12 protein-coding genes and 2 pseudogenes are annotated in these 12,417 nt (G+C 66.1%); 8 read left to right on the top strand and 6 right to left on the bottom strand.

Annotation, left to right across the window (positions count from 1 at the left end):
- Window positions 1-1,746, bottom strand: a complete 1,746-nt coding sequence (locus ACQR3U_RS17370) for an L-lactate permease (RefSeq protein ID WP_230811051.1) — start codon at window positions 1,744-1,746, stop codon at window positions 1-3.
- Between the two features lie 200 nt (window positions 1,747-1,946).
- On the opposite strand from ACQR3U_RS17370, the gene ACQR3U_RS17365 reads away from it, so the two are divergent.
- Genes ACQR3U_RS17365 through ACQR3U_RS17350 form a run of 4 tightly spaced genes read left to right on the top strand, consistent with a single transcriptional unit; the run spans window position 1,947 to window position 5,090 of the window.
- Window positions 1,947-2,711, top strand: coding sequence for a (Fe-S)-binding protein (locus ACQR3U_RS17365; RefSeq protein ID WP_024100947.1), 765 nt, complete (start codon window positions 1,947-1,949; stop codon window positions 2,709-2,711).
- On the top strand, window positions 2,708-4,210 hold the full coding sequence (locus ACQR3U_RS17360) for a LutB/LldF family L-lactate oxidation iron-sulfur protein (protein ID WP_230811052.1): 1,503 nt from the start codon (window positions 2,708-2,710) through the stop codon (window positions 4,208-4,210). Before ACQR3U_RS17365 ends, ACQR3U_RS17360 begins: the two co-directional genes overlap by 4 nt.
- On the top strand, window positions 4,207-4,830 hold the full coding sequence (locus tag ACQR3U_RS17355) for a LutC/YkgG family protein (RefSeq protein ID WP_230811053.1): 624 nt from the start codon (window positions 4,207-4,209) through the stop codon (window positions 4,828-4,830). Before ACQR3U_RS17360 ends, ACQR3U_RS17355 begins: the two co-directional genes overlap by 4 nt.
- Window positions 4,827-5,090, top strand: coding sequence for a WhiB family transcriptional regulator (locus ACQR3U_RS17350; protein WP_006552065.1), 264 nt, complete (start codon window positions 4,827-4,829; stop codon window positions 5,088-5,090). The genes ACQR3U_RS17355 and ACQR3U_RS17350 overlap by 4 nt, the downstream gene beginning before the upstream one ends.
- 502 nt (window positions 5,091-5,592) lie before the next feature.
- Here the strand turns inward: ACQR3U_RS17350 and ACQR3U_RS17345 are convergent.
- Window positions 5,593-6,195, bottom strand: a complete 603-nt coding sequence (locus ACQR3U_RS17345) for a hypothetical protein (protein ID WP_230811054.1) — start codon at window positions 6,193-6,195, stop codon at window positions 5,593-5,595.
- On the opposite strand from ACQR3U_RS17345, the pseudogene ACQR3U_RS17340 reads away from it, so the two are divergent.
- From ACQR3U_RS17340 to ACQR3U_RS17330, 3 genes and pseudogenes are all read left to right on the top strand, one after another.
- A pseudogene (locus ACQR3U_RS17340) lies at window positions 6,102-6,524 on the top strand (PadR family transcriptional regulator); the annotation flags it as partial. The gene ACQR3U_RS17345 and the pseudogene ACQR3U_RS17340 overlap by 94 nt on opposite strands.
- Window positions 6,525-6,533: 9 nt before the next feature.
- Complete coding sequence (locus tag ACQR3U_RS17335) at window positions 6,534-6,974, top strand: hypothetical protein (RefSeq protein WP_230811072.1); 441 nt, start codon at window positions 6,534-6,536, stop codon at window positions 6,972-6,974.
- Window positions 6,975-7,051: 77 nt separating this feature from the next.
- Window positions 7,052-8,540 (top strand): annotated as a pseudogene (locus tag ACQR3U_RS17330) (DHA2 family efflux MFS transporter permease subunit).
- 97 nt (window positions 8,541-8,637) lie between these two features.
- On the opposite strand, the gene ACQR3U_RS17325 reads toward ACQR3U_RS17330, so the two are convergent.
- A complete protein-coding gene (locus ACQR3U_RS17325; RefSeq protein WP_019289422.1) occupies window positions 8,638-8,961 on the bottom strand; it encodes a pyrimidine/purine nucleoside phosphorylase in 324 nt (107 codons plus the stop codon).
- Between the two features lie 230 nt (window positions 8,962-9,191).
- Window positions 9,192-9,842, bottom strand: a complete 651-nt coding sequence (locus ACQR3U_RS17320; RefSeq protein WP_230811055.1) for a CGNR zinc finger domain-containing protein — start codon at window positions 9,840-9,842, stop codon at window positions 9,192-9,194.
- A 106-nt stretch (window positions 9,843-9,948) separates the two neighbouring features.
- Between ACQR3U_RS17320 and ACQR3U_RS17315 the strand changes: the two genes are divergently transcribed.
- Window positions 9,949-10,515, top strand: coding sequence for an HPP family protein (locus ACQR3U_RS17315; RefSeq protein WP_230811056.1), 567 nt, complete (start codon window positions 9,949-9,951; stop codon window positions 10,513-10,515).
- Here the strand turns inward: ACQR3U_RS17315 and ACQR3U_RS17310 are convergent.
- Window positions 10,469-11,668 (bottom strand): zinc-binding dehydrogenase, encoded by a 1,200-nt coding sequence (locus ACQR3U_RS17310; RefSeq protein WP_230811057.1) that lies wholly within the window; start codon window positions 11,666-11,668, stop codon window positions 10,469-10,471. The two genes, ACQR3U_RS17315 and ACQR3U_RS17310, sit on opposite strands and share 47 nt — an antisense overlap.
- Before the next feature lie 285 nt (window positions 11,669-11,953).
- Window positions 11,954-12,391, bottom strand: a complete 438-nt coding sequence (locus ACQR3U_RS17305; RefSeq protein ID WP_064061003.1) for an amphi-Trp domain-containing protein — start codon at window positions 12,389-12,391, stop codon at window positions 11,954-11,956.
- Between the last annotated feature and the right edge of the window lie 26 nt (window positions 12,392-12,417).

The following is a 12,417-nucleotide window of genomic DNA, read 5'->3' as shown; positions in this document are numbered from 1 at the left end:
TCAGGGAAGCATCCAGGACAACACCGGGGTGGACTGCAGGTAGACCAGCACACAGAGGATGACGAGCATCGCGACGCTGTAGCCGATCACCTTGCGCAGCAACACCGATTCGCTGCCCGGCCGATCGACTGCGGTGGCAGCGATGGTGAGATTCTGCGGGCTGATCAGCTTGCCGACCACACCACCGGAGGTGTTCGCCGCGACCAGCAGAGTCGGGTCGATGCCGGCGGTCTGCCCGGCGGCCTGCTGCAGGCGGGCGAACAGGGCGTTGGCGGAGGTGTCCGAGCCTGTGACGGCGGTGCCGAGCCAACCGAGGATCGGAGAGAACAGGGCGAAGATCGCGCCGGTTCCGGCGAGCCACGTGCCGATCGCGACGGTTTGGCCGGACTGATTCATCACGTAGCTCAGACCCAGGACGGTGGCCACCGTGGCGATGGCGAGCTTCATCCTCACGACGGTGGTGCCGAAGGTGGCTGCGGCCCGGCGGACGGTCAGCGGGAACATGCCACCGCTGTCCCACCGTGCGTAGACGAGGGTGACGATCGCGCCGCTGAGCAGCAGCAGTGTTCCCGGCGACGACAGCCACGAGAACGTGTAGACCGCGCTGCTCGACGCGTCGCCGTTGCCTGTGATCAGATTGCCGTACAGGCCGGGCCACTCGATCTTGACGTCGGTGGCGGCGAGACGCTCCGGCAGATCGACACCGACGGTCCACAGCTTCGCGATACCGAACACCGTGATGACCAGTAGATACGGGAACAGGGCCATGACGACGCGCGAAGCGGTCAGCGATTCGTCGGCGACGGGACGCTGCGGAGCGTGAGCGCCTCCGGGGCCCTTCTTGCCGGCCTGGACCGCGACGGCATCGGTGCGGGTGCGGGTGCGTGATAGTTGGTCCTCGGGGGTCCGCGGCTTCCAGACCTGGAGCATGAGCACGGCTGCGGTGAGGCCGGCGAGCGAGGCGACGACATCGGTGAGTTCGTACGAGAAGTGGCTCGAGCACCAGAACTGGGCGAGTGCGAAGGTCGTGCCGGTGACCAGTGCGATCGGCCAGGCCTGCCGGACACCGCGACGACCGTCGACGAGGAAGAGCAGCAACAGCGGCACGACGAGCGCCAGGACGGGTGTCTGACGGCCGACGACGGCAGCGATCTCGGTGGCGGGGATGTCGGTCAGGGCGCCGGCGGTGGTGATCGGGATGGCCATGGCGCCGAAGGCGACCGGTGCGGTGTTGGCGATCAGGACCGTGACCGCGGCCCGCAGGGCGGGCATACCGAGGGTGACGAGCATGGCGCCGGTGATCGCGACGGGTGCGCCGAATCCGGCGAGTGCTTCGAGCATGCCGCCGAAACAGAAAGCGATGAGCATCGCCTGGACCCGCATGTCGCCGTGACCGATCGAGTTGAAGATGCGCCGCAGATCCTCGAACCGGCCACTGACGACGGTGAGTTCGTAGAACCAGATCGCGGTGATCACGATCCACATCACCGGGAAGAGCCCGAAGGTGATGCCCTGCAGGGCGGACAGGCCGGCCAGCGGCGCGGGCATGTCGAAACCGATGATCGCGACGACGAGCGCGACGACGAGGGCACCGAGTCCGGAATACCAGGCCTTGAGTTTGAAGCCGGCGAGCAGGACGAAGAAGGTCAGCAGCGGCGCAAGGCCCACGAGAGCCGATGCGGTGAGGCTGCCTGCGATGGCGTCAGTGGCGGGAGTGAATGTCACCGCCGATATACGGGTTGCCACACGAAACTCCTGTGGTTGCGCCGCTGTCGGCGGCGGATGTGATTTCGACCGATGTGGTCAGACCACGTGAAGGTACACCATGGTCCGCGTCACAGTCGACCCCCTGGCGGAATGTGCGGTCGATATCCGAAAATGTGCGGCGCATTTTCGGAACGTGTGGTTCAATGTGGTCAGACCACACCCCCGATGCGGAGACCTTCATGCGAATCGCCCTGTTCGCGACGTGCCTCGGCGACACGATGTTCCCGAAGGCCGTTTCGGCCACCGCCCTGCTCCTCACCCGGCTCGGGCACGACGTCGTCTTCCCCGAACGCCAGACCTGCTGCGGCCAGATGCACGTCAACACCGGTTACCAACCCGACGCGCTGCCGCTCGTCGAGAACTACGTCGACGCCTTCGACGACACCAGTATCGACGCCGTCGTCGCCCCTTCCGGATCATGCGTCGGATCCGTTCGCCACCAGCACGAAATCGTCGCTTCCCGTTACGGTTCCGCGTCGTTGTGCGGGCGGGTCGACACCGTCAAGGCCAAGACGTACGAGTTGTCCGAATTCCTCGTCGACGTCCTCGGCGTCACCGACGTCGGCGCCTACTTCCCCCACCGGGTGACCTATCACCCCACCTGCCACTCGCTGCGGATGCTGCGAGTGGGGGAGAAGCCGCTCCAGCTGTTGCGGGCCGTGCGCGAGATCGACCTCGTCGAACTGCCCGAGGCCGATTCGTGCTGCGGATTCGGCGGCACCTTCGCGATCAAGAACGCCGAGACCTCCACCGCGATGCTCGCCGACAAGCTGAACAATGTCGCCGCCACCGGTGCCGAATACTGCAGCGCCGGCGACTCGTCGTGCCTGATGCACATCGGTGGCGGTCTCACACGACTGCGCACCGGTACCCGCACCATCCACCTCGCCGAGATCCTCGCCTCCGTGGAACCGGCCGTCGCCCCCAAGGGAGTGCCCGCGTGACCGCACTCGGTATGCCCGTCGTCCCGCCGCGTGGATCCGGAAATCTGCGCGGCATCAGGAAGTTTCCCGACGCGGCGCACCAGGAACTCGCGAACCCGCAGTTGCGCCGCAACATCGGCAAGGCCACCCACACGATCCGTGCCAAGCGACTGGACGTCACCGGGGAACTGCCCGACTGGGAGCAACTGCGCGACGCCGGCGCCGCCATCAAGACCGACGTGCTCAACCGCCTCCCGGAGTTGCTCACCCAGCTCGAGGAGGCGGTGACCGCGCGCGGCGGCGTGGTGCACTGGGCGGCCGACGCCGCCGAGGCCAACGCCATCGTCACCGACCTGATCCGGAAGACGGGGTCCGACGAGGTCATCAAGGTCAAATCGATGGCCACCCAGGAGATCGGACTCAACGAGCACCTCGAGGAACAAGGGATCGCGGCCTACGAGACCGACCTCGCCGAGCTCATCGTCCAGCTCGGCCACGACAAGCCCTCGCACATCCTCGTGCCTGCCATCCACCGCAACCGCGCCGAGATCCGCGAGATCTTCCTGCGTGAGATGCCGGACGTCGACCCCGACCTCGACGACAACCCCCGCCATCTCGCAGCCGCGGCACGAAAATTCTTGCGACACAAGTTCATGACGGTGCCGGTTGCGGTGTCGGGCGCGAACTTCGGCATCGCCGAGACCGGCACCCTCGCCGTCGTCGAATCCGAGGGCAACGGCCGCATGTGCCTGACGCTGCCGCAGACGCTCATCACCGTCATGGGTATCGAGAAGCTGCTGCCCACCTTCCGCGACCTCGAGGTGTTCCTGCAGCTGCTGCCGCGCTCGTCGACGGGAGAGCGCATGAATCCCTACACGTCGATGTGGACCGGTGTCACCCCCGGCGACGGCCCGCAGGAATTCCACCTCGTACTGCTGGACAACGGCCGCACCGCCGCGCTCGCCGACGAGATCGGACGTGAAGCACTGCACTGCATCCGTTGCTCGGCCTGCCTGAACGTGTGCCCGGTCTACGAGCGCACCGGAGGCCACGCCTACGGCTCGACCTATCCGGGCCCGATCGGCGCCGTCCTCAGCCCGCAATTGGCCGGGATGGACGAACCCGACGACCCCAACGCCAGCCTGCCGTTCGCATCGAGCCTGTGCGGTGCCTGCTACGACGCCTGCCCCGTCAAGATCGACATCCCCTCGTTGCTGGTGGAACTGCGCCACCAGAAGGTCGAACACGCCCGCTTCGGACCCGAGGCCGCGGCGATGAAGGCCGCCTCGCTGGCCATGTCGACCTCACGACGCTGGACGGCCGCGCAGAAGGCCGCCGGGCTCGGCCGCGTCCTCGCCGGCAAGAAGGGAAAGATCACCCATCTTCCCGGTCCACTGGCCGGCTGGACAGAGGCCCGCGACATGCCGGCCCCGCCGAAACAGACCTTCCGGCAATGGTGGGCATCCGACGAAGGACGTGCCGCGCTCGCGAAGGCACGCGAGGAAGGACAGCAGCGATGAGCAGTCGCGACGCGATTCTCGGCCGGATCCGTTCGGCGCAGACCCTGGCACCGCCGGCACCGGTCGAGGTACCGCGCGACTACCGTCTCGGACGCACCCTGCCGGACGCCGAACGCCGTGAGCTGTTGGTCGACCGACTGGTCGACTACAAGGCCCACGTGCACCAGAGCACGCCGGAGGATCTACCCGTCGTGCTGGCGAAGATTCTCACGGATCGCAGGGTGCGCCGCGTCGGGATCCCAGAGGGCCTGAAACGCTCGTGGATGGCGGAGTTCGGTGGCGAGGTGGTGGTCGACTCCACCGACCGACCTGCAGCCGACCTCGGTGATCTCGACGGGGTCGTCACCGGCTCTGCGGTCACCTGCGCCGAGACGGGCACGATCTTCCTCGACGGCAACCCCGACCAGGGGCGACGCGCGCTGACACTGGTCCCCGACCTGCACGTGTGTGTGGTGGCGATGGGCGACGTCGAGGTGGGAGTGCCCGAAGCGCTGGCCCGGCTCGTCCCGGAGCGGCCGATCACGATGATCAGCGGACCGTCCGCGACGTCGGACATCGAACTCGAACGCGTCGAGGGCGTGCACGGCCCCCGCACACTGGAGGTGGTGATGGTCGGATGACCATGCTGACCGAGCGTGTCCGGCCGCGACTCGGATGGCAACAGCATGCCAACTGCCGGACCTCCGACGAGTACTTCTTCTTCGCCCCGGAGGGCGAACCACCGAACATCCGCAGGCGGCGCGAGGTCGTCGCGAAGCGCATCTGCGCGAACTGCCCGGTGCTGGCCGAGTGCCGCACCCACGCGATACTCAGCGGCGAACCGCACGGAGTGTGGGGTGGACTGTCGGAACACGAACGGCTGCAACATCTCAACCACTGACCGCACACGATCTTCGGTGTTTCCGACCTCGAGAACTGCGCGGCCGCAGGTGGCGTCCCGTGCCTGATGAAGGGCAACACGTTCACTGTCTGCGGCTTCACTCGCGGGCACCTCGTATGGGTGCCGCAGCTCGCCGTCAACATTTTCGGGTACAACGCCGGATCGTGGCGCATCGATCGGCATCCCCGCGGTTCCTGGTGGATACAACCGGGGACGGTCGCGCGGACACATGGGGTTCGGCAGCGTCGATGTGTGGCTGCACAGATCGTGACCGTATTCGAACGACGGGTTCCGGCCGGTGCGTCGCATCGGCCTGAACCGCTCATCTCAGGTTCATGGTTGCCCCGATTCGAACGTGAGGACCTCGTGAGCGAGGAAACGGAAACCCGCGAGGGCGGTAGACCCTCGCGGTGTCGGTGTCCTCCTCGTAGGAATGGAACCAGGTACCGATGATCGACGACGGTTCGCTCACAGTGCGTCCTGACGGGTCCGTGGTGGGTGATCAGCCGACGCGGTCCAGGATTGCGCCGATCTGATCGAGAAGCGACCGGAGCGAGGCGATCTGACGTCGCAGCTCGTCCACCTCGCCGTCGAGTGACACAAGTGCCGAGGTATCGGCTCGTGTCCCGCCGTTGCCGGACGGACCGAGCGCGAGTGGGGCCGTCTGGGCCGGGTCCATCGCCCCGAGCAGGAACGGCGCACGCGGTCCTTCCAGGTACGCCCGCATGCGGAGCGACTGCCCGGCGGTGAACATGAGCATCGTATCGCCGTCGTCGCCCCAGATGGGGCGTAGGCTCAACCAGCGACCGATCTCGTATGTCGCGGTGCGACCGAGATGGAAGGGAGGTCGCGCTGTGCCGGTGGTCCCGAAGCACGAGTGGGCGATGACGACACCGTCGGTGGCTGCCGGTCCGCCGGGGAACTGGGCGTAGTTGAGGATCTGGGACGGCGACGCGGGATCATGCGCGACGTGAAGGACGACCGGAATGCTCCCGACACCTGTCGGGGCCGGTGCGCTGTCCTGTCCGGCGTTCCGCAGACCTCGCGGGTCGATGGGGAGTCCAGGTCGGCCATGACGGATCCTCTCCTGCTCCGGAAGCGGCATCGAATGAAGCATCACCCTCGGTGCTGCGGAATCATGCGTATCGGACTACTCGAAAGTCCTTCCTTCGGCCGTGTGCGTCGGCGAATCGGCCTCCGCCCCCAGGCAGTCTGCCACCCGGACGCGCCGATTTCGGGGTCGCTCGAGCGTGCCGATGTCGAGCGACCCAGTTTCTGCTCAGGCGCCGCGAGGACAACCTGATCAAGCTCCGGCCGAGCTCGCTGTACCACACCGTTTCCCGTCTCGCGGAAAGCGGACTGATCCGGCAGGAGGGCACCGAACGCGCAGGTAATTGGCCGGAGCGCACCACCTACAGCATCACCGAGGCCGGTGCCGCGACCGTGCGGGCCCGCCTCGCCGCGATCATCCGACGCCCGGTGCGGGAGTATCCGATCTTTCCCCTCGGCCTCGCCGAATCGCACAACCTTCCGGCCGACGAGGTCGTCGTCCTCCTCGGCGAGCGCATCGACAGGCTCGAGGAGGAACTTGTCGAGTTCGACGCGATCCGCACGTGGGCCGCGTACAACGGCGTGCCGCGTCGCTACTGGGTGGCCGTCGACTTCCTCCGGGACAGGACCGCCCACGAATCGGAGTGGCTTCGTGGACTGATCGAGGAGATCCGCGACGGCTCCCTGGTGTGGCAGAGCGTCGATGCCGCCGATCGACGACTTCCGGACCCGCCCCGTGATCTCGGCCGCGACTGGGGTGCGGCGCTGACGGACGAGACTCTCGCCGAACTGCGGAGGAGCAGTGCGGAAAGTAGCGGTCCCGGTCGGTCGTAACGCAACGACCGAACCGGGACACCTCGACCCAATAGATCGCCGGTCGTGCTCGACCGGTACGAACAGGAACGAAATCGATGCAAACCGAACGTAATCCGTGGTGGGGCCTGTCGGCCCTGGTGGTCGGGTTCTTCATGATCCTGCTGGATCTGACCATCGTCGCGGTGGCCAACCCGGCGATCATGGCCGACCTGCAGGCCGACATCAATCAGGTCGTCTGGGTGACCAGCGCCTATCTGCTCACCTATGCGGTGCCTCCGCTGTTCACCGGTCGTCTCGGCGACCGGTTCGGACCCAAGCACATCTACCTCGCAGGCCTGGTGGTGTTCACCGCGGCATCGCTGTGGTGCGCGACCTCCGGCACCATCGAGATGCTCATCGCCGCCCGCGCCGTCCAGGGACTCGGCGCGGCGCTGATGACGCCGCAGACGATGGCGACCATCACCCGCACCTTCGCGCCCGACAAGCGCGGCGCGGCCATGGGTCTGTGGGGCGCGGTCGCCGGTCTGGCCTCTCTGCTCGGGCCCCTGGTCGGCGGTGTGCTGGTCGACTGGCAGGGCTGGAACTGGATCTTCTACATCAACGTCCCGGTCGGCATCATCGCCTTCGTGCTGGCGGCATGGCTGGTGCCCAGCCTCGAGACCCAACCGCACAAGTTCGACGTCGTCGGCGTGATCCTCAGCGGCGTCGGACTGTTCCTGCTGGTCTTCGGAATCCAGGAAGGTTCCAGCCGCGACTGGGACGTCTGGACCTGGACGATGATCGTCGCGGGTATCGCGGTGATGGTGCTGTTCGTGTTCAACCAGGCGCGCAACAAGGGCGAACCTTTGGTGCCCCTGGCCCTGTTCCGCGACCGGAACTTCTCGATGTCGAACATCGCGATCTCGTCGATGGGCGCAGCCATGACGGCCCTGATGGTTCCGGCCTACTTCTATCTCGAGACGGTCCGCGGATTCTCACCCACGAAAGCCGCCCTGATCTTCGCCCCGATGGCGATCGTCACCGGTCCGACGGCACCGCTCATCGGCAGGTTCTCCGACCGGATGCCGCCCCGGGTGCTTGCCCACCGTCGGCTTCACGCTCTTCTCCGCGACGATCTTCGGGTTCGCGGTGCTTATGACGCCGGACAGCCCCATCGTGCTGTTCCTGCTCATCGCCGGTATCGCCGGCCTGTCCAATTCGTGCATCTGGGCGCCGCTGGCCTCCACCGCAACGCACAACCTGCCGATCCACCAGGCGGGCGCCGGTGCCGGCATCTACAACACCACCCGCCAGGTCGGTTCGGTGCTGGGCAGCGCCGCGATCGGTGCTCTGATCTCGTCGCGGATGGCCGCCCAAGGATTGGGTGAGGTGCAGGCCGGTGAGGGCGGCGGAGCCGCGATGGGAGCCGGTCTCCCGGAGCAGATCGCCGAGAAGTTCAGCATCGTGCTGAGCCAGTCGATGCTCCTGCCCGCCTCGGTCCTGATCATCGGGATCGTGGCGTCGGCGATGTTCGTCGGCCACGCCTCGTCGCAGCGGAAGGCGCAGGCCGGCACTTCGGCCGACCGCGCAGAGGTCACCGGCTGAGTCGGGTTCGTATGTAGTGGCCCGGTCGCCACGAACGGAAGAACGCTCCCACCGAGCAGGACTCGGTGGGAGCGTTCTCGTTCGCTGGGGAGTGTGGTCAGCCGTAGTGGCAGACGTAGCTGACGGCTTCGGTGACCTCGATGTCGAACGACGAGTCGCCGGGCACCGAGAAGGAGTCGCCTGCGCCGTAGGAGGTCCAGTCCTCGCTGCCGGCGAGCCGGACGCGGCACGCGCCGCTGTGCAGCTCCATGACCTCGGGATCAGCGGTGCCGAAGTTCAGGGTCGCGGGCAGGATCACGCCGGCCGACTTGCGGGTTCCATCTGCCAGATGGAAGTTGTGGCTGACGCACTTGCCGTCGAAGTAGACGTTGGCACGCGGGTCGAGCGTCACGTTGGCGTAGGTCGAAGTCGGCTCACTCATGAGCTGGAGCGTAGCGAGGCGGGTGCAGGTCGCCGGTCGCCGGGGTCGGTGTGGGCCCGTCCGTCGCGAGGTGTATCTCAGGGGACCTTCACGGAGTCGACGATGTCGAGGTCCTCGAGCTGGTCTCGGTGCAGGAGGAACTGGCGCGGATCGGAGCCGAGCTCGCCGACCGCTACGCCCGCTGACCGCAGATGGCGTTCGACGGGAGGCTCACAATGCAGAAGTGAGGCTCACAACCCGGAGGGTCGACCACCAGGGTTGTGAGCCTCGCTTCTCGGTTGTGAGCCTTCTGCGGGATGCGATTTCCGGCGCGTCCTCGCGACGCGAGCGACACGTGCGCGATTGCCGCACACGTCACTGCACCAGTGCTGACGTGCGTTGAGTCGGGTGAAGTACAGCACGCACCGTGGTGCCTCGCACTTGCACAGCAAGGTTGCCGCGTGACCGGTTACCGCTGTGATTGCGGATACGGCGATTTCGGCGACCAATTCCTCGAACGGGTCGTGGGAGTCCGTGGTCCAGCGGACGTGGAGGCGATCGTCACCGACAACGATGCCGGGAGTGATGCGTGTGCGATCGAGCACCGTGCGCAGGTGGGCCGCTGCCTGGGCCGGATCACCGTCGAGCGTGTCGCGGTAGACGGAGCCGAGCGTGTCGCGGAGTTGTCGGAGTTGCGCGAGCTGGTCCTCGGTCGGTGTGAAAGGTGATCGAGGGAAGCTGATCTCTTCATTCAGTGTCTGCATCCACGCGTGGGCCCGGTCGGGCGAGTCGAACAGGTCGGTGATGCCGCGACCGTCGTAGTAGCGGCTGCTCAGAAAATTGGTGGACGGTGGTTCGAGCGGCCGGACCAGGACGCCGTTCTCGATGTACTGCGTCCGCATGGTCGGTCCTCTCCCGATCGGGTTCTGCGTGCATTCGTGCTTGCGATGTACTTCAATCTACCCCTATAGTCCCGGCTAATGTGTTAACCATTAGTTAGGAGTTCGGATGTTCTCCCAGCAGGCCCCAGTCGCCTATTCGTCGCCGTCCATGTCGTCCCCTCCCGTCCTCGACGCGGCTCGTCGTCCCTGGTGGAGGTCCTCCGCGTCGCCACGACCGGCCCTGCGCACGGTCGCACTCGCACTGATTGCTGCGGCCCTCGGGCTTCTGGGGCTCGCCGCACTGACCGAGGTGACAGGAAGTCCGTTCCTCATCCCCTCGATGGCGGCCAGCATGGCCCTGGTCGTGGGGGCGCCGAAACTTCCGTTGTCCCAACCTCGCAACGTGGTCGGCGGCCAAATCATCTCTGCCGCAGTCGGCGCTTCGGTCGGACTGCTGGGCCAATCGTTGTGGCTCGGCGCGCTCGCCGGCGCCCTGGCTCTGGCTGCGATGATGCTCGCTCGTGTGCCACATTCCCCGGCCGCGGCGACTGCGGTCATCGGGACCACCGCGACAACAGTCCCCGGCTGGGAGTTCATTCTCCTTGCAGGATCCGCTGCCGCGGTGCTCGTACTCGTCGGCCTTGTCGTCAACCGCCTGAACGGCGCTCCCGAGTACCCGCTGTACATCTGGTAGACGGACGGTGCCGGGGCCGACCCAGGGACGGGTCGATCAGTACTTTGGCTTGGTCCTGGGGAGTGCGCAGGGCCTCGAATGTGGAGGGCACATCGTGTAAGCCGACAGTCCCGGTGACCATCGCTGTTGCGTCGACTTTGCCCTCGGCGAGCAGATGCAAGGTATCGCGGAACTCCAGAGGCGTGTAGGCGAAGACGAAGCGCAGATCGATCTCTTTGCCGGTGGCCAACATCGGCCGGAACCGGTCGGTGCCCATGCACACCCCGGCCACTACGACACGGGAATGGAACGGTGCCGATGTCAGGACCGAGTCGAGCATGCCCGGGGTGCCGACGCATTCGAAAATGACCGGACGCTTCGGTGTGGTCGTGCCGAGCTTCTCAGCGATGCGGTAGAGCGGCACCCATCCGGGTAGACGCCGTAACTTCTCCATGGAAGTCATACCCAGCTCGTAGAGTTCGGTACCTGACGTCACTCCGGGTGCTGCCGCATACGGCGAATTTTGCGTGGGGTCGACGACGAGGGTCGCGCCGCATCGTCGGGCGAGTTCTCGGCGGCCCGGAGACGGGTCGCTAGCGACGATCGTTTCCACCCCTTGCGCCTTCAGGTGGCACACGATCGCTAGACCTACCGGACCGCAACCGACCACGATGGCGGTATCACGACGCGAGATGTCGCTGCGCCGTACGGAGTGGAGCGCGACAGCCATGGGTTCGGTCAGTGCCGCGATGTCGGAACTCAGACCATTGGGTACCACGAAACTAAGTGCAGCCTCTGCCAATACCTGTTCTGCGTAGGCTCCCGGCGCTGCCGGGGACAGACCTGTCATGTGCACACCGATGCGGTCCCGCAGCAGCGGGAACGATACGACCCTGGAGCCCGGTTTGAACCGTCCACTTACGCCGCGGCCACGCTCGGCCACCTCACCGCAGAACTCATGCCCGAAGACGAACGGCATGTCGCTGCCGGCAGCATGTTTGACACCGAGTGCAGACATCGCCTCTGTCAGCTCGTCGATGTGGTCTCTTGCGTGCAGATCCGATCCACAGATGCCGCAACGCACAATGTCGAGGAGCAATTGTCCTCGGTTGGGTCCGGGGGTAGGGATGTCGACGACCGACAGCGTCGCGCGATGGCAACTGACGGCCTTCATCGGTGCAACCTGGACTCTGCGATGGTTCCGCGATGCGGCATAAGGACGGCGGTCCGGAATGCATCCGGGCGACTTCTGCGTGGCGCAAAGGCGTCCGATACTTCGGCGGACTCCAGGGCACGCGCGAGAAGTTTCCCTCCCTCGACCGCCACATCCATCACCTACCTGATGCGCATCATGATTCTGAAGTATCAAATGAGATGAAGTAGCTGTCAATGGTGACTCTGCGCTGCATCGTCCCTACGGTGACGAGAGAGGAGGAACGGCGCAGGGGCTGTGCATCGATCAGTCGGCGACGCGTTTACGTGGCCGGCCACGCCGCGCCGTCTTCTTGACCGGGGCTCTTCGTCGCGGCTCGGTTTGCTGCGGCTCGCCTTCGTCCTCGTCTTCACCCGGGTCCTCATCCGAACCTTCGGCGGTGTCCGCTTCCTCGTCCGGCTCCTCGTCCGGTTCCTCGTCCTCCTCCTCGTCCGCATCGGCTTTTGGGCTGTCGGATGGTGCGTCGCGCCAACTGAATTCGACCTCGATCTCGACCTGGTCGCCGTCCACCTCGATCTCGAGTTCCCATTCGAGTCGGTCGGCGACGACGAGCGAAATGGTGTCACCGCCCGAGTCCAGTTCCACTTCGGATCCCGTCGCCAAGGCGCGGCCGAGTGCGATCAACCGCTCGGATGCCTGCTTGCGGGAAAGTTCGGCCTTCTGCTTGATCTCCAGCTTCGGCACGGCGACTCCTGCCCTCGGTGAAGTAT

This window comes from Rhodococcus sp. IEGM1339 (assembly GCF_050321925.1).
GTDB classification, from domain to species: Bacteria; Actinomycetota; Actinomycetes; order Mycobacteriales; family Mycobacteriaceae; genus Rhodococcus; species Rhodococcus pyridinivorans.
Note: the sequence above shows the minus strand (reverse complement) of the source record. Positions and strands in the feature narration are given on the sequence as shown.